Origin of the sequence: Variovorax sp. RCC_210, assembly GCF_041355175.1 — a bacterium.
Classification (GTDB): Bacteria; Pseudomonadota; Gammaproteobacteria; order Burkholderiales; family Burkholderiaceae_C; genus Variovorax.
In genome coordinates this window covers 209,916-226,084 of record NZ_JBFUPJ010000011.1, presented here as the reverse complement: position 1 = coordinate 226,084, position 16,169 = coordinate 209,916, and the positions used below count along the sequence as shown (strand labels likewise).

19 protein-coding genes and 4 tRNA genes are annotated in these 16,169 nt (G+C 66.3%); 19 read left to right on the top strand and 4 right to left on the bottom strand.

Going from position 1 to position 16,169, the window contains the following annotated elements; genetic code table 11:
* Positions 1–3: 3 nt before the first annotated feature.
* The gene (locus AB6807_RS27080; RefSeq protein WP_093126909.1) at positions 4–486 is read right to left on the bottom strand and encodes an MSMEG_0572/Sll0783 family nitrogen starvation response protein; all 483 of its coding nucleotides are present in this window, start codon (positions 484–486) and stop codon (positions 4–6) included.
* 410 nt (positions 487–896) lie between these two features.
* On the opposite strand from AB6807_RS27080, the gene AB6807_RS27075 reads away from it, so the two are divergent.
* Positions 897–2,288: a PLP-dependent aminotransferase family protein gene (locus AB6807_RS27075; protein WP_371086957.1), complete on the top strand. Its 1,392-nt coding sequence runs from the start codon at positions 897–899 to the stop codon at positions 2,286–2,288.
* A gap of 31 nt (positions 2,289–2,319) precedes the next feature.
* On the opposite strand, the gene AB6807_RS27070 is transcribed toward AB6807_RS27075, so the two are convergent.
* Positions 2,320–2,487 (bottom strand): hypothetical protein, encoded by a 168-nt coding sequence (locus AB6807_RS27070; RefSeq protein ID WP_165840545.1) that lies wholly within the window; start codon positions 2,485–2,487, stop codon positions 2,320–2,322.
* Positions 2,488–2,500: 13 nt separating this feature from the next.
* Positions 2,501–3,040: an Rrf2 family transcriptional regulator gene (locus tag AB6807_RS27065; RefSeq protein ID WP_116913987.1), complete on the bottom strand. Its 540-nt coding sequence runs from the start codon at positions 3,038–3,040 to the stop codon at positions 2,501–2,503.
* A gap of 197 nt (positions 3,041–3,237) precedes the next feature.
* Between AB6807_RS27065 and gph the strand changes: the two genes are divergently transcribed.
* A complete protein-coding gene (gph, locus tag AB6807_RS27060) occupies positions 3,238–3,945 on the top strand; it encodes a phosphoglycolate phosphatase (protein ID WP_371086956.1) in 708 nt (235 codons plus the stop codon).
* Positions 3,946–3,988: 43 nt separating this feature from the next.
* Here the strand turns inward: gph and AB6807_RS27055 are convergent, their stop codons facing one another.
* Positions 3,989–4,600: a chalcone isomerase family protein gene (locus AB6807_RS27055; RefSeq protein ID WP_371086955.1), complete on the bottom strand. Its 612-nt coding sequence runs from the start codon at positions 4,598–4,600 to the stop codon at positions 3,989–3,991.
* Positions 4,601–4,940: 340 nt separating this feature from the next.
* Here AB6807_RS27055 and trpE point away from each other — a divergent pair, with 340 nt between their 5' ends.
* From trpE to rplA, 17 genes are all read left to right on the top strand, one after another.
* Positions 4,941–6,443, top strand: coding sequence for an anthranilate synthase component I (trpE, locus tag AB6807_RS27050; protein ID WP_116913990.1), 1,503 nt, complete (start codon positions 4,941–4,943; stop codon positions 6,441–6,443).
* Positions 6,444–6,445: 2 nt separating this feature from the next.
* On the top strand, positions 6,446–6,838 hold the full coding sequence (locus AB6807_RS27045; RefSeq protein WP_116913991.1) for a GxxExxY protein: 393 nt from the start codon (positions 6,446–6,448) through the stop codon (positions 6,836–6,838).
* Complete coding sequence (locus tag AB6807_RS27040; RefSeq protein ID WP_116913992.1) at positions 6,835–7,419, top strand: aminodeoxychorismate/anthranilate synthase component II; 585 nt, start codon at positions 6,835–6,837, stop codon at positions 7,417–7,419. The genes AB6807_RS27045 and AB6807_RS27040 overlap by 4 nt, the downstream gene beginning before the upstream one ends.
* Positions 7,420–7,425: 6 nt before the next feature.
* Positions 7,426–8,484, top strand: coding sequence for a low-specificity L-threonine aldolase (gene ltaE, locus AB6807_RS27035; RefSeq protein ID WP_371086954.1), 1,059 nt, complete (start codon positions 7,426–7,428; stop codon positions 8,482–8,484).
* Between the two features lie 16 nt (positions 8,485–8,500).
* Positions 8,501–9,169 carry a LysE family translocator gene (locus tag AB6807_RS27030; RefSeq protein ID WP_371086953.1) on the top strand — a complete coding sequence of 223 codons (669 nt, stop codon included), beginning with the start codon at positions 8,501–8,503 and terminating at the stop codon, positions 9,167–9,169.
* Between the two features lie 23 nt (positions 9,170–9,192).
* Positions 9,193–10,215 (top strand): anthranilate phosphoribosyltransferase, encoded by a 1,023-nt coding sequence (trpD, locus tag AB6807_RS27025; protein ID WP_116913995.1) that lies wholly within the window; start codon positions 9,193–9,195, stop codon positions 10,213–10,215.
* Positions 10,216–10,241: 26 nt separating this feature from the next.
* Complete coding sequence (gene trpC, locus AB6807_RS27020) at positions 10,242–11,042, top strand: indole-3-glycerol phosphate synthase TrpC (protein ID WP_116913996.1); 801 nt, start codon at positions 10,242–10,244, stop codon at positions 11,040–11,042.
* On the top strand, positions 11,039–11,746 hold the full coding sequence (locus AB6807_RS27015) for a uracil-DNA glycosylase (protein ID WP_371086952.1): 708 nt from the start codon (positions 11,039–11,041) through the stop codon (positions 11,744–11,746). The genes trpC and AB6807_RS27015 overlap by 4 nt, the downstream gene beginning before the upstream one ends.
* A 107-nt stretch (positions 11,747–11,853) precedes the next feature.
* A tRNA-Tyr gene (locus AB6807_RS27010) sits at positions 11,854–11,939 on the top strand.
* A gap of 65 nt (positions 11,940–12,004) precedes the next feature.
* A tRNA-Gly gene (locus AB6807_RS27005) sits at positions 12,005–12,078 on the top strand.
* A 51-nt stretch (positions 12,079–12,129) separates the two neighbouring features.
* Positions 12,130–12,204: transfer RNA gene (locus AB6807_RS27000), tRNA-Thr, on the top strand.
* Positions 12,205–12,277: 73 nt separating this feature from the next.
* A complete protein-coding gene (gene tuf / locus AB6807_RS26995) occupies positions 12,278–13,471 on the top strand; it encodes an elongation factor Tu (protein ID WP_108143266.1) in 1,194 nt (397 codons plus the stop codon).
* A gap of 21 nt (positions 13,472–13,492) precedes the next feature.
* Positions 13,493–13,568 (top strand) — tRNA-Trp (locus tag AB6807_RS26990).
* A gap of 104 nt (positions 13,569–13,672) precedes the next feature.
* Positions 13,673–14,056, top strand: a complete 384-nt coding sequence (gene secE, locus AB6807_RS26985) for a preprotein translocase subunit SecE (RefSeq protein ID WP_093057178.1) — start codon at positions 13,673–13,675, stop codon at positions 14,054–14,056.
* Positions 14,057–14,059: 3 nt separating this feature from the next.
* Positions 14,060–14,662 carry a transcription termination/antitermination protein NusG gene (gene nusG, locus AB6807_RS26980; RefSeq protein ID WP_007831050.1) on the top strand — a complete coding sequence of 201 codons (603 nt, stop codon included), beginning with the start codon at positions 14,060–14,062 and terminating at the stop codon, positions 14,660–14,662.
* 137 nt (positions 14,663–14,799) lie between these two features.
* Entirely contained in the window at positions 14,800–15,231 is a 432-nt protein-coding gene (rplK, locus tag AB6807_RS26975; RefSeq protein ID WP_056584627.1) for a 50S ribosomal protein L11, read from the top strand.
* A complete protein-coding gene (gene rplA, locus AB6807_RS26970; protein ID WP_116910800.1) occupies positions 15,232–15,930 on the top strand; it encodes a 50S ribosomal protein L1 in 699 nt (232 codons plus the stop codon).
* The last annotated feature ends 239 nt before the right edge of the window (positions 15,931–16,169 follow it).

Sequence of the window (16,169 nt, the reverse complement as noted above, 5' to 3'; positions counted from 1 at the left end):
GCCTTACAGGGTCCAGGTGTCGAGGATGACGGCGCCGGCCTTCTTGTGCAGCAGCACGATGTCCAGCACGTCGAGCGGGTTGATCGGCTTGATGCCTTCGATGAGCGCGCCTTCGCCGTGGCCGTACAGCGCCTGCAGCGCGAAGCGGCAGGCGTACACCTTGCCGCCTTCTTCCATGAACTTGACGATCTGCTTGTTGAAGTTCTGGTGGCCGGGGAAGGCCTCGTCGCCCAGCGTGGGAAAGCCGCGCTGCACGCCCAGCGTCACGCCGGGGCCGTACAGCAGCACCGAGGTCTCATAGCCTTTGCGGCGCAGCCGCGTGGCCTGCAGCAGGTTGACGAAACCGATGGAGCCTTCGAAGGCCACCGTGTGGAAGGTGACGAGCGCCTTCTCGCCGGGCTCGGCCTTGACGTCTTCGAACACCTTCTCTTCGTAGTCGACAAGGAACTCGCCTTTTTCGTTGCGGGGGCGGGTGACTTTGGGCATGGGGTACTCCGGGTTGGGTGGATGGCTACGAGGGCACTACGCAGGTCTTGCGTGCCTTTCTCTTCGCAGGCGATGTGCCAGCGCGCGGCGGCGGCCGTGCGATCAACTCGCGATCAATGCGCTGCGATGCGGGCCGGGCGGGCGAAAGTTTTTTTGCGTGGCCGCCAAAGACCCGTTGACGGCCGGCCGGGGCGCTCCTCTGCTCCGCGTTTCGCACCGGGACGACGCACATCCGGTGCGATCAATGCACCCGATCAATGGGGTTGATCGCACCTGATCGAAGCATTCGCCACGGCGGCTGCGGGCCTGAGCAGGCGGGAGGCGGGCGGGATGCGGGCGCGATTCCTGCGTGTTGATCGGTGGCCCGATGCAATCAATGGATGCAATCAACTTCGCCAGGACACCCGCCGATGACCACCATCACCGCCCACTGGCGCAGGCAGCTGCGCACCGCCGCCAAGCCGGCCTACCTGCTGATGGCCGACCTGATCGCCGACGACATCAAGACAGGCCGGCTGGGCGTGCGCGACCGCCTGCCCACGCTGCGCGAGCTGGCGAGCGACCTGGAGCTGAACTACACGACGGTGGCGCGCGGCTATGCCGAGGCGCGCAAGCGCGGGCTGATCGATTCGCGCGCGGGCACGGGCACCTTCATTCGCTCGGGCAGCCCGAGCCTGCGGCTGCGCGGCGGCAGCGGCGCCGAGATGACGATGAACATGCCGCCCGAGCCCGACGACGCCCACCTGATGGCGCGCCTGCACGACAGCGCCAGCCGCGCCTTCGCGGAAATCGACTTCCACGACCTGCTGCGCTACCAGGACTTCGGCGGCACCGCGCACGACCGCGAGGTGGCCATGCGGTGGCTGCGGCCCTTCGTGCCGCACGCGAGCGTGGACCGCATCCTGGTGTGCCCGGGCATCCACGCGGTGCTGACCGCGCTGTTCTCGCAGCTGGCGCGCCCCGGGGAACTGGTGTGCGTGGAGTCGCTCACGTACCCGGGCGTGAAGGCCATCGCGGCACAGCTGGGCGTGCAGCTGCACGCGCTGCAGATGGACGACGACGGCCCCATCGCCGATGCCTTCGAGCATGCCTGCAAGACGCTCAAGCCCAAGGCGCTGTACTGCAACCCCACGCTGCTGAACCCGACCGCGGCCACGGTGTCGCGCGCGCGGCGCGAGGCGCTGGCCGACGTGGCGCTGCGCTACGCCGTGCCCATCATCGAGGACGACGCCTACGGCATGCTGCCGCGCCAGACGCCCGCGTCATTGGCCACGCTGGCGCCGGGGCTCACCTACTACGTGAGCGGCTTCTCGAAATGCTTCGGCGCCGGGCTGCGCAGCGCTTATGTGTGCTCGCCCACCGTGGTGCAGTCGCAGCGGCTGGCCGGCGCCATGCGCGCGACCACCGTGATGGCCTCGCCGATCACCAATGCGCTGACCACGCTGTGGGTGGAAGACGGCACCACCGAGGAGATGCTGCAGGCGGTGCGCGCCGAATCGGTGGCGCGCCAGCTGCTGGCCACGCGTTACCTGGGCGACAGCGGCCTGCAGGCGCACCCCGAGGGCTTTCATGCGTGGCTGCCGCTCACCCCGGGCTGGAGCCCGGTGGAGTTCGCCTCCTACCTGCGCACGCAGAACGTGGGCGTGGTGGCGAGTGCCGCCTTTTCCACCGACGGCGACCCGCCCGACGCGGTGCGCATCTGCCTCGGCGGGCCGATGACGCGCGAGCAGTGCGACCAGGCGCTGCGGCTCATCGCGGACACGCTGGCGCATCCGCTGCATCCGCACGCCACGCTGCGTTGAGCCGGCACGCCCCGGTGCCGGGCGCCCGGCTTCAGTCGAAAACGCCAGCGATGGCGGCCACCGCGCCCGCCAGGCCCGCGGTGCCTGCGCTACCGGCCAGCAGCCCGGCGTCGCGGTGGTTCGCGCCGGCACGTTCGCGCCAGGCCAGGTACAGCAGCAGCGCGCTGAAACCGAAAAGTGCGAGGGAAATTTCGTTCATGGCAGTTTTTTCTTCAACGCTTGGCGAACACGCCGTTCCAGGCGAACACCGAGTTCGGCGCGTTCACGTGCCGCAGGCTGGGTTCGTTGCGCGGGGGCGGCGCCTTCTTGCGCACGGGTTCGTCGTCCACGCGCAGGCCCTTGGCGAGCTGGTCGTCGACCAGGCTCTGCAGGGTGACGGAGCCCAGGAACTCCATCACGTGGTGCTTGGCGGAGGCCCAGAGGGCTTCGGTCGAATAGCAGCCGACTTCGGCGGCGCCGTTCTTGTCGGCCGGGGCTTCGGCCTCGGTGGGCACCTGGGCGTCGACCGACGCCAGGATGTCGGCCACGGTGATTTCGCAGGCGCGGCGCGTGAGCGTGTAGCCGCCGCCGGGGCCGCGGGTGGCCTTGATCAGCGCATGCCGGCGCAGCTTGCTGAACAGCAGTTCGAGCGAGGAGCGGGCGATGTGCTGCCGCCGGCTGATCGACGCCAATGGCACGGGGCCGTCCCTCTCGCGCAGCGCGACATCGATCATGGCCGTCAGGGCGAAGCCGCCCTTCGTCGTCAGACGCATGGAGTATTCCTCGTGGATGGGCCTTGCGGGGCAAGGCGGTGAAGGGATGTCCGGCGCTGGACGCGCGGGACGGGTACGCCCTGTAGGTGTGCGAAAGCCGCAAAAAGTTTCCGGCGCGGCTTTCGGCGGGTTTCTGGCGCGTTTTCGACAGAGCCGGGCCGCATAAACTCCTGCGGCTCCTACTTTCGCTGCCTGCCTTGAACCCCTTTCGCTTCGATTTCACCCGCTTCGACGCCGCCATCGTCGACCTCGACGGCACCATGGTCGACACGCTCGGCGACTTTGCCGAGGCCCTGAACCGCATGCTGCGCGACCTGTCGCTGCCGCCCGTGGCGCCCGCCGCCATCGAGCGGATGGTGGGCAAGGGCTCGGAGCACCTGATTCATTCCGCGCTCGTGCACGTGCTGAAGCCGACCGACCCGGAGGGCGCGCAGGCCAAGGCGCGCGCGCTGTTCGACGCGGCCTGGGAGCGCTACCAGCACCACTACCTGGCCATCAACGGACAGCATTCGGCGGTGTATGGCGGTGTCGTCGAGGGGCTGACGGCGCTGCGCGCGCGGGGCGTGCGGCTGGCGTGCCTCACGAACAAGCCGGGCTCGTTCGCCGTGCCGCTGCTGGCCGCCAAGGGGCTGGACGGCTTCTTCGAACTGGTGTTCGGCGGCGACGCCTTCGAACGCAAGAAGCCCGACCCGCTGCCGCTGCTGAAGACCTGCGCGGCGCTGGCTACCGTGCCCGCGCGCACGCTGATGATCGGCGACTCGAGCAACGACGCACAGGCCGCGCGTGCCGCCGGCTGCCCCGTGGTGCTGGTGAGCTACGGCTACAACCACGGCGAGCCGGTGCGCGGCGTGGACGCGGACGGCTTCGTGGATTCGCTGGCCGAGCTGGTGCCGGCAGCGGGCTGAACGCGGGGCGCCTGCCTGGTTCGTTCTGCTCTGGCCGCGCCGGCTACTGCTTGCCGAGCATCGCGTCCTTCAGCTTCCAGTCGGCCGGGCTCGGCCCGAGCCAGATGCGCAATAGCGCATTGAAGAACGCCGGCTCCTTCACCGGGTCGGGCTGCGGCACGCCGCGCACGGTGATGAGCGTGCCGGTGCCGGGCAGCCAGTCGATGGTGAAGGTGTCGCCGGTCTTCAGCTGCTTCTGGTCCGCAAACATCTGGCCCATGCGCAGCAGGCCCGGAATGAGGTTGAGCATCTCGCTCTTGGGCGAGTTGTCTTCCACGCCCTTGGTGAAGAGCTTGCCGAGTTCGTTGGCGTCGATGTCGCGCAGCATGGTGATGGCCACGCGCTTGGGGCCGGGCGCGGCCAGCGCCTCTTCGGGCGTGGACACCTTCTGGCCCACGTAGAGGCCCGCCGTGTAGACCTTGAAGATGGCCTTGTAGCGCACGCCCGCGCCGTTCAGTTGCAAGGCGGTGCCGCGCAGGTCCATGCGGTCTTCCAGCTTGACGCCGGCCACGTCGACCTGCGCGGCGCCGGCGCCGAAAGAGGCGCCCAGAGCGGCGGCGAAGGATGCCAGCAGCGCAAGGCGGACGCACACGGACGAGAGCGATGGAACGGGCACGGGAGTCTCCTTGGAATTTTGCGAACGGTCGTGCGAATGTATCTTTTCGTTTTACGCACAAGGCTCCGGGGGAACCCTGAAGAAGGCCGTTGACAGCCGTATTGCACGCGTTCGGCGTTTTCGTGGGCTAAACTCCGCGCCTCATGTTCGTTCATCACATCATTCAGACAGGTCAAGGCCGGGGAGCCTGGCCCTGGCGTAGCCATACTTCGCTGACTGTTTGATTGCACGGCGCACGCCGTGCGCCCGCGGTTCCGGATCTGCACACCCGCTCCGGACCACCAGTGAATGACCTTGCCCCCGGCCAGAGAGCGCCGAGCGGCAACTGGAGAACGAATCCGTGATCACCGAACTTGAATTCAAGAGCCTCAGCGCCCAGGGCTACAACCGTATTCCGCTGATGGCCGAGGCCTTTGCCGACCTCGAAACCCCCCTGTCCCTCTACCTCAAGCTGGCCCATTCGCAGGGCGGCGGCAAGCACAGCTTCCTGCTCGAATCGGTGGTGGGCGGCGAGCGCTTCGGGCGCTACAGCTTCATCGGACTGCCAGCGAAGACGCTGCTGCGCGCCTCCGGCTTCGGCGACGAGGCCGTCACCGAAGTGGTGACCGATGGCCAGGTCGTGGAGACCGCGCGGGGCAACCCGCTCGACTTCGTGGCCGCGTACCAGCAGCGCTTCAAGGTGGCGCTGCGCCCGGGGCTGCCGCGCTTTTGCGGCGGCCTGGCCGGCTACTTCGGCTACGACACCGTGCGCCACATCGAGCGCAAGCTCGAAAAAAGCTGCCCGCCCGACACGCTGGGCTGCCCCGACATCCTGCTGCTGCAATGCGAGGAACTCGCGGTCATCGACAACCTGTCGGGCAAGCTGTACCTCATCGTCTACGCCGACCCGAAGCAGCCCGAGGCCTACGCCGTGGCCAAGCGCCGCTTGCGCGAGCTGAAGGACAAGCTCAAGTACTCGGTGAGCGCGCCCGTGGTGAAGCCCACGCAGCCGCATCCGCCGGAGCGCAGCTTCGCCAAGGCCGACTACCTCGCGGCCGTGGAGCGCGCCAAGGAAATGATCGCCGCGGGCGACTTCATGCAGGTGCAGGTGGGCCAGCGCATCAGCAAGCGCTACACCGAGTCGCCGCTGTCGCTGTACCGCGCGCTGCGTTCGCTGAACCCCTCGCCCTACATGTACTACTACCACCTGGGCGACTTCCACGTGGTGGGCGCGTCGCCCGAGATCCTGGTGCGCCAGGAGAACACCGGCGACGGCGAGCAGAAGATCACCATCCGCCCGCTGGCCGGCACGCGCCCGCGCGGCGCGTCGCTGGAGCTCGACAAGGCGGCCGAGGTGGAGCTCATCAACGACCCGAAGGAACGCGCCGAGCACGTGATGCTGATCGACCTGGCGCGCAACGACATCGGGCGCATCGCCAAGACCGGCACCGTGAAGGTGACCGAGGCCTTCGCGGTGGAGCGCTACAGCCACGTGATGCATATCGTGAGCAACGTCGAAGGCACGCTGAAGGACGGCATGACCGCCATCGACGTGCTGAAGGCCACGTTCCCGGCCGGCACGCTGACCGGCGCGCCCAAGGTGCACGCGATGGAGCTCATCGACCAGCTGGAGCCCACCAAGCGCGGCCTGTACGGCGGCGCGTGCGGCTACATCAGCTACGCGGGCGACATGGACGTGGCCATTGCGATTCGCACCGGCATCGTGAAGGACCAGATGCTGCACGTGCAGGCCGCGGCCGGCGTGGTGGCCGACTCGGTGCCCGAGCTGGAGTGGAAAGAAACGGAAGCCAAGGCGCGCGCACTCCTGCGTGCCGCCGAACTGGTCGAGGAAGGCCTGGAATAAGCATGAGCAACGCACCCGATATTCAGAACGACTTTTCGCACGAGATCATCGGCGCGGCCGTCGAAGTGCAGCGCGTGCTCGGCACGGGGCTCGACGAGGGCGCCTACGCCGCGGCGCTGGCCATCGAGCTGGCCGAACGCGAGATCGGCTTCACGCGCGACGTGGCGCTCGCGGCCACCTACAAGGGCCGTTCCCTGGGCGAGGTGTACCGCGCGGGCTTCGTGATCGAGCAGTCGGTCATCGTGGAGCTCAAGGCGGTCGACGTGCTCACCGACCTGCACCGCGCGCAGGTGCTGGCCGCGCTGCGGCTGTCGGGCCTGAAGCTGGGCCTTCTCATCAACTTCAATGTGTTCCCCGTGGTGAAGGGCGTGCACCGGATTGCGAGCAAGCCATGAAACTGCTGATGATCGACAACTACGACAGCTTCACCTACAACATCGTCCAGTACTTCGGCGAGTTGGGCGCGGACGTGCAGGTGCATCGCAACGACGAGATCACGGTGGCGCAGATCGGCGAGCTGGTTGCTTCCGGCGTGACGCGGCTGGTGGTGTCGCCGGGGCCCTGCTCGCCGGCGGAAGCGGGCGTGTCGGTGGCGGCCATCGAGGCCTTCGCGGGCAAGCTCCCGATCCTGGGCGTGTGCCTGGGCCACCAGGCCATCGGCGCGGCCTTCGGCGGCAAGATCGTTCGCGCGCAGCAGCTCATGCACGGAAAGACCAGCGAGATCACGACCACGCAAGAGGGCGTGTTCGCGGGGCTGCCGCAGAAGTTCGTCGTCAACCGCTACCACTCGCTGTCGATCGAGCGCGAGAGCTGCCCCAAGGCGCTGGCTGTCACCGCCTGGACCGACGACGGCGAGATCATGGGCGTGCGGCACACCGGGTACGCGCACGACGTGCGCATCGAAGGCGTGCAGTTTCATCCTGAATCGATCCTCACCGAGCACGGCCACGCCATGCTCAAGAACTTCCTGGACTGACCCACCATGACCGACAGCACCTCCCTCGTCGACCTGCGCAGCGACACCGTCACCCAACCCACGCCCGCGATGCGCGAGGCCATGATGGCCGCGCCGCTGGGCGACGACGTCTTCGGCACCGACCCGAGCGTGAACGCGCTGCAGGAAAAGATCGCGGCGCTGCTGGGTTTCGAGGCGGCGATGTTCGTGCCCACCGGCACGCAGAGCAACCTGTGCGCCATCCTTTCGCATTGCGGCCGCGGCGACGAGTACATCGTCGGCCAGCAGGCGCATTGCTACCGCTGGGAGGGCGGCGGCGCGGCGGTGTTCGGCAGCGTGCAGCCGCAGCCGCTGGACCATGCGGGCGACGGCACGCTGCCGCTCGCGCAGATCGAAGCGGCCATCAAGCCCGACGACGCGCACTTCGCGCGCACGCGGCTGCTGGCGCTGGAGAACACGCTGGGCGGCAAGCTGCTGCCCTTCGACTACGTGCAGGCCGCGACCGACCTGGCGAAGCGCAAGGGGCTGCAGCGGCACCTGGACGGAGCGCGGCTCTTCAATGCCGCCACCGCGCAGGCGGCGCGCAACGGTCGCAGCGACATCCGCGCGGAAGCGCGCCGCATCGCGCAGTGCTTCGACAGCGTGTCGGTGTGCTTCAGCAAGGGCCTGGGCGCGCCCATCGGCTCGGCGCTGGTGGGCTCGCGCGAGTTCATCGCGCGCGCGCACCGCATCCGCAAGATGGCCGGCGGCGGCATGCGCCAGGCGGGCCTGCTGGCCGCGGCGGCGTCGCATGCGCTGGACCACCACGTCGACCGGTTGGCCGACGACCATGCACTGGCGCAGCGGCTTGCGCAGGGGCTCGAAGGCATCGAGGGCCTGACGGTCGAGGCGCCGCACACGAACATCGTGTTCGCGGACCTCGCCGGCGCCGCGCACGCGCGCTCGTCGGAACTGATCGCCAGCCTCAACCAGCAAGGCATCCTGGCGACGGGGCTCTACCGCCTGCGCTTCGTGACGCACCTCGACGTCGATGCCGCCGGCGTCGACCGGGCCGTCGCCGCGATCCGCGGCTTCTTCAACGCCTGAGCCCCGCGAGGACGCGATGCCTGATCTTCCCCATCTGCTCGCTTTCATCGCCGCCGGCTGGCTGCTGAACCTCACGCCGGGACCCGATGTGCTGTACGTGGTGACGAACTCGCTGCGCTCGGGCGTGCGCGCCGGCATCGTGGCGGGGCTGGGCATCACGGCGGGCTGCTTCGTCCACATCTTCGCGGCGGCGGTCGGCGTGGGCACGCTGATGGCGACATCGGCAGCGGCCTTCACGGTGCTCAAGTACATCGGCGCGGCCTACCTGCTGTACCTGGGTGTGCGCATGGTGCTGTCGCGCCCGGCCCCGCCGACCCCGTCGGCCGACATCGAACAGGCGGTGGACGCTGGCGGCGAGCGCGGCCTCAAGGCCGTCTTCATGGGCGGTTTCTGGACCAACGTGCTCAACCCGAAGGTGGCGCTGTTCTTCCTGGCGTTCGTGCCGCAGTTCATTGCACCGGGCGCCGACGACAAGGCGCTGTACTTCGTACTGCTGGGCGTGCTGTTCAACCTCAACGCCGTGCCCGTCAACATCGGATGGGCTCTGGCAGCGGGTTGGATGGCGCGGCGCGGCGCGGTGCGCAAGGGCATGCACTGGCTGGACCGCGCCGCCGGCGTTCTTTTCATCGGCTTCGGCCTCAAGCTCGCGTTCACCGACGCGCCGGCCGTTCGCATCGGCCGCTGATTCACTCTCGAGGAGACCCCATCATGATCACCCCCCAGGAAGCGCTGCAGCGCACCATCGAGCACCGCGAGGTCTTCCACGACGAGATGCTGCACATCGTGCGTCTCATCATGAGCGGCGAGTGCTCGCCCGTGATGATGGCCGCGCTGATCACCGGCCTGCGCGTGAAGAAGGAAACCATCGGCGAGATCACCGCCGCCGCGCAGGTGATGCGCGAGGTGTCGACCAAGGTGCCCGTGAAGGACACCACGCACCTGGTGGACATCGTGGGCACCGGCGGCGACGGCTCGCACACCTTCAACATCTCGACCTGCTCGATGTTCGTCGCGGCCGCGGCGGGCGCCAAGGTGAGCAAGCACGGCGGGCGCAGCGTGTCTAGCAAGTCGGGCAGCGCCGACGTGCTCGAAGCGCTGGGCGTGAACATCAACCTGAAGCCCGAGCAGATCGCGCGCTCCATCGAGGAGTGCGGCATCGGCTTCATGTTCGCGCCCAACCACCATCCGGCCATGAAGAATGTGGCGCCGGTGCGCAAGGAGCTGGGCATCAAGACCATCTTCAACATCCTCGGGCCGCTGACCAACCCGGCGGGCGCGCCGAACATCCTGATGGGCGTGTTCCACCCCGACCTCGTGGGCATCCAGGTGCGCGCGCTGCAGCGGCTCGGCGCCGAGCACGCGGTGGTGGTCTACGGGCGCGACGGCATGGACGAGATCTCGCTCGGCGCCGCCACGATGGTGGGCGAGCTGAAAGACGGCGAGATCCGCGAGTACGAACTGCACCCCGAGGACTTCGGCTTCCAGATGTCGAGCAACCGCGCGCTGCGCGTGGAAACGCCCGAGCAGTCGATGGCGATGCTGCGGGGCGTGCTCGACAATCAGGCCGGCCCCGCGCTGGACATCGTGCTGCTGAACGCTGGCGCGGCCCTGTATGCGGCGAACGTTGTCGACTCCATTGCCGCGGGCGTGGAGCGCTCGCGCGGCGCCATCGCCTCGGGCGCCGCGAAGGCCAAGCTGGCCGAACTGGTCAAGGCTTCCACGACCGTCTGAGACCCCACCAGAGAGAACCCGAACCCATGTCCGACATCCTCGACAAGATCGTTGCCGTCAAGCGCCAGGAAGTGGCCGCTGCCCTGAAGCGCGCGCCGCTCGAAGCGGTGCGCTTCGACGCCGAAAGCCGCGTGCTCACGCGCGACTTCGAAGCCGCGCTGCGCGCCAAGATCGCCGCCGGCCACGCCGCCGTGATCGCCGAAGTGAAGAAGGCGAGCCCGAGCAAGGGCGTGCTGCGCGAAGACTTCATTCCGGCCGACATTGCGCAGAGCTATGCGGAGGGCGACGGCACAGTGAGCGCGGCCTGCCTCTCGGTGCTGACCGACAAGCAGTTCTTCCAGGGCGGTGTCGACTACCTCAAGCAGGCGCGTGCCTCCTGCGACCTGCCGGTGCTGCGCAAGGACTTCATCATCGACGCGTACCAGGTGTACGAGTCGCGTGCGATGGGTGCCGACGCCATCCTGCTGATTGCCGCGTGCCTCGACGATGCGCAGATGAAGGACTACGAAGCCATTGCGCGCGGCCTTGGCATGGCGGTGCTGGTGGAGGTGCACGACGCGGCCGAGCTCGACCGCGCGCTCAAGCTGAAGACGGCGCTGATCGGCGTCAACAACCGCAACCTGCGCAATTTCGAAGTCTCCATCCAGGCGACCATCGACCTGCTGCCGAGGCTGCCCGCAGACCGCCTGCCGGTGACGGAGTCGGGCATCGGCACGCGGGAAGACGTGGCCACGCTGCGTGCGGCGGGCGTCAACGCCTTCCTGGTCGGCGAGGCCTTCATGCGCGCCAAGGAACCCGGCGAGGCCCTCGCTGCGTTGTTCCAATGAGCCGGCCCGATCAGCTGTCGAGCAGCAACGGTGCCGACTGGCCGGTGGCGCCGGGCTGGCAGGCGCTGGTCGACGGGTTCTTCGCCGGCGCGGTGGGGCAGAAGCTGCAGGGCTTTTTGCGCGAGCGCCTGGATGCGGGCGCCGTGATCTTTCCGCCGCAGCCGTTGAGGGCGCTCGAACTGACGCCGCCCGACGATGTGCGCGTGGTGATCCTGGGGCAGGACCCGTACCACGGGCGTGGCCAAGCCGAGGGCTTGGCCTTCTCGGTGGCACCCGGCGTGGCGCTGCCGCCATCGCTGCGCAACATCTTCAAGGAGCTGCAGCGCGACCTCGGCACGCCGCCGCCGCCATTCCCCGATCCGGGTGGCAGCCTCGTGAAATGGGCGACCCATGGCGTGCTGCTGCTCAACACCTGCCTGACGGTGGAAGAGGCCCAGCCGGCCAGCCACGCCGGCAAGGGCTGGGAGGTGCTAACGGACGCCGTCATTCGACACGTTTCGGCTGGCGCGAAGCCTGTTGTTTTTATGCTATGGGGTGCGCATGCCCAAAGTAAGCGTGCGTTGATTGATGTTGAGCGCCATAAGGTGCTGATGTCGAATCATCCGTCGCCGCTTTCCGCGATGCGTCCGCCGGTTCCGTTCATCGGATGCGGACATTTCGGAGAAGCGCGTGCTTGGCGCGAGGCTCAGCGGATCGAGGGCTGAAGTTGGTTAATAATCGGAGGATTCGCTCCTCGAGCAGTTCTTCCGCATCGCTGAGATGCAGGGATTTCTGAGTAGTCACAAAAACGTGCTATATTTCGAGGTTCGCCGGAGAGGTGGCCGAGTGGTTAATGGCAGCAGACTGTAAATCTGCCCTCTTACGAGTACGCTGGTTCGAATCCAGCCCTCTCCACCAGCGATGAATTTGGTTTCTAAGAGCGATTGGATCTAGCGCTTTGGGTGCCTTGAAGTGCCCCCGATGCGGGAGTAGTTCAATGGTAGAACCCCAGCCTTCCAAGCTGATGACGCGGGTTCGATTCCCGTCTCCCGCTCCAGAGACTTGGTTCGTTGTTGAGGCGATGTGAATTCGTAACTTTGTTACAAAAGCCCTTTTGGCTCAGTGGTAGAGCACTCCCTTGGTAAGGGAGAGGTCGCGGGTCCGATTCCCGCAAAGGGCACCAGTTTTTGGGGGTTGCAAATGCAGCATTGCAACCCATCTGCATACGTTGAAAACGTTTTTTTCGGAGTCGAAAAATGGCAAAAGGTAAATTCACCCGCACCAAGCCGCACGTGAACGTGGGCACGATCGGTCACGTCGACCACGGCAAGACCACGCTGACGGCTGCGATCGCCACGGTGCTGTCGGCCAAGTTCGGCGGCGAAGCCAAGGCCTACGACCAGATCGACGCTGCGCCTGAAGAAAAGGCCCGCGGCATCACGATCAACACCGCGCACGTCGAGTACGAAACGGCCAACCGCCACTACGCACACGTCGACTGCCCCGGTCACGCTGACTATGTGAAGAACATGATCACGGGCGCCGCTCAAATGGACGGCGCCATCCTGGTGTGCTCGGCCGCCGACGGCCCGATGCCCCAGACCCGTGAACACATCCTGCTGGCTCGCCAGGTGGGCGTGGGCTACATCATCGTGTTCCTGAACAAGTGCGACATGGTCGACGACAAGGAACTGCTCGAGCTGGTCGAAATGGAAGTTCGCGAACTCCTCGACAAGTACGAATTCCCCGGCGACGACACCCCCATCATCCACGGCTCGGCCAAGCTCGCCCTCGAAGGCGACAAGGGCGAACTGGGCGAAGGCGCCATCATGAAGTTGGCGGAGGCCCTGGACACGTACATCCCGACGCCCGAGCGCGCCGTGGACGGCACGTTCCTGATGCCCGTGGAAGACGTGTTCTCGATCTCGGGTCGCGGCACCGTGGTGACCGGCGCTGTCGAGCGCGGCGTGATCAAGGTTGGTGAAGAAATCGAAATCGTGGGCATCCGCCCGACGGTCAAGACCACCTGCACCGGCGTGGAAATGTTCCGCAAGCTGCTGGACCAGGGTCAAGCCGGCGACAACGTGGGCGTGCTGCTGCGCGGCACGAAGCGCGAAGAAGTCGAACGCGGCCAAGTGCTGTGCAAGCCCGGCTCGATCAAGCCGCACGTGCACTTCACCGCCGAGGTGTATGTCCTGTCGAAGGACGAAGGTGGCCGTCACACGCCGTTCTTCAACAACTATCGCCCGCAGTTCTACTTCCGCACGACGGACGTGACCGGCGCGATCGAGCTGCCCAAGGACAAGGAAATGGTCATGCCTGGCGACAACGTCAGCATCACCGTGAAGCTGATCAACCCGATCGCGATGGAAGAAGGCCTGCGCTTCGCCATCCGCGAAGGCGGCCGTACCGTGGGTTCGGGCGTCGTCGCCAAGATCCTCGACATCTAAGTCGGGCGCAAAAAGTACCGGAGGGGTATAGCTCAATTGGCAGAGCGTCGGTCTCCAAAACCGAAGGTTGTAGGTTCGATTCCTACTGCCCCTGCCACCTAGGTGGCACCCCGAAAAAAGCCCGTCGTGTCCCGACGGGCTTCGGCGTCTGAAGAGACGCAATGAATTGAAGGCCTCCGGGCCACAGGAAATCAGCCGAACATGGCCACTTCTCAAATCGAAACCGTGAGCACCGGCGCCGACAAGGCCAAATTGGCCGTGGCGGTCGTGCTGGCAGTGGGCGCCATCGTGGCGTTCTACCTGCTGTCGCGCCAGGGCTCGCTGGTGCAATGGGCGGCGCTGCTGGTCGGCCTGGCCGCTGCGGTGGCTGCTTTCGGCAGTTCGGAGAATGGCCGTCAGTTGTGGGCCTTTGGCCGCGACTCGTGGCGCGAGGTCAAGAAGGTCGTGTGGCCGACCCGCAAGGAAGCGATGCAAATGACGGCTTATGTGTTCGCCTTCGTGGCGATCATGTCCGTCTTCCTCTGGCTCACCGACAAGACGCTCGAATGGGTGTTCTTCGACCTCATTCTGGGCTGGAGAAAATAAGCAATGACCGACGACGTAGTTGAAACCACGCCGGAAGAGGAGAACACTCCGATCCTGGCCCCTGCCGCCAACCCTGATCTGCGTTGGTACGTGGTGCATGCCTATTCGGGCATGGAAAAGGCCGTGGAGCGCAACATCACCGAGCGCATCAACCGCGCCGGCATGCAAGACAAGTTCGGCCGCATCCTGGTCCCGACCGAAGAAGTGGTCGAGATCAAGAACGGCCAGAAGCGCACCACCGAGCGTCGTTTCTTCCCGGGCTACGTGCTGGTCGAAATGATCATGGACGACGAGAGCTGGCACCTGGTGAAGCACACCAACAAGGTGACCGGGTTCGTGGGCGGTGCCAAGAACCGTCCGGCCCCGATCTCGCAGAAAGAGGTCGAGGACATCGTCAGCCAGATGCAGCAGGGCACCGAGAAGCCGCGCCACAAGGTCGAGTTCACCGTTGGCGAATTCGTGCGCGTCAAGGAAGGCCCGTTCACCGACTTCAACGGCACGGTCGAAGAAGTCAATTACGAGAAGAGCAAGGTCAGTGTGTCGGTCATGATTTTCGGCCGCGCGACGCCTGTGGAACTCGAATTCAGCCAGGTCGAGAAGACCTGAGCCGCGGGCCGAAAGGCCCGCCTCAATTCCGGCTGCGCGTTGTCCGACTCGGCGCGCGGCCTTGATCTCGAAGAGTCGTTCAACCCCGGGGAGCCTCGGCCGCAAGCCAAGGCGATATCACCCGCAAGGAGCAAAGCATGGCGAAAAAAATCGTCGGCTTCATCAAGCTGCAAGTCCCAGCTGGTAAGGCCAACCCGTCCCCCCCGATCGGTCCCGCACTCGGTCAGCGCGGTCTGAACATCATGGAGTTCTGCAAGGCGTTCAACGCGCAGACCCAAGGCGTCGAGCCGGGTCTGCCGCTGCCGGTGGTCATCACCGCGTTCGCTGACAAGAGCTTCACCTTCATCATCAAGACGCCCCCGGCGATCACCTTGATCAAGAAGGCCATCAAGCTGGACAAGGGTTCGGCCCGCCCGCACACCGACAAGGTCGGCAAGATCACGCGCGCCCAGCTCGAAGAAATCGCCAAGGCCAAGATGAAGGACCTGACTGCCGCCGACCTCGACGCAGCAGTTCGTACCATCGCCGGCTCGGCCCGCTCGATGGGCGTGAATGTGGAGGGCGTGTAAATGTCCAAGATCACCAAGAAGCAAAAGTCGCTGCAAGGCAAGGTCGACAGCAACAAGCTGTACCCGCTGGCTGACGCGATCGTCATCGTCAAGGACGCGGCCACCGCCAAGTTCGACGAATCGATCGACGTGGCCGTGCAGCTCGGCATCGACGCGAAGAAGTCGGATCAGGTTGTGCGTGGCGCCGTCGTGCTGCCCAACGGCACCGGCAAGACCAAGCGCGTCGCCGTGTTTGCCCAAGGCGCCAAGGCTGAAGAAGCCAAGGCCGCCGGCGCCGACATCGTCGGCATGGACGACCTGGCTGCCATGGTCAAGGCTGGCGACATGCCTTTCGACGTCGTGATCGCCGCACCGGACGCCATGCGCGTCGTCGGTACGCTGGGTCAGATCCTCGGCCCGCGCGGCCTGATGCCCAACCCCAAGGTTGGCACCGTGACCCCGGACGTCGCCACGGCCGTGAAGAACGCCAAGGCTGGCCAGGTTCAGTTCCGCGTCGACAAGGCCGGCATCGTGCACGGCACGATCGGCCGTCGCTCGTTCGACAACGACAAGCTGCAAGGCAACCTCGCCGCGCTGATCGACGCTCTGGTCAAGGCCAAGCCCGCGACCAGCAAGGGTGTGTACCTGCGCAAGGTGGCGGTGTCGTCGACCATGGGTCTGGGTGTCCGCGTCGACACGCAAACCATCTCGGCGAGCTGAAGAGATTGGCCTCGCCCGAAAGGGTGAGGCGAATGTGGTGGGTCGCGGCGGCTTCGGTTGCCGCGAGCCATCCAAGACCGCTGGTGTGCAGGGTGCTGCACTTAATCGCCGGACCTTCCTGTCCGGTGACCAGCGCAGATGGCGACCCCACTGCAAGGAATTTGTTTTTGTTCCGAAACAGTTGGTCGCTGCATGAAGCGCGATCCGAGGCCCCGGCCGAAGGTCGCATTAAAAGGAGT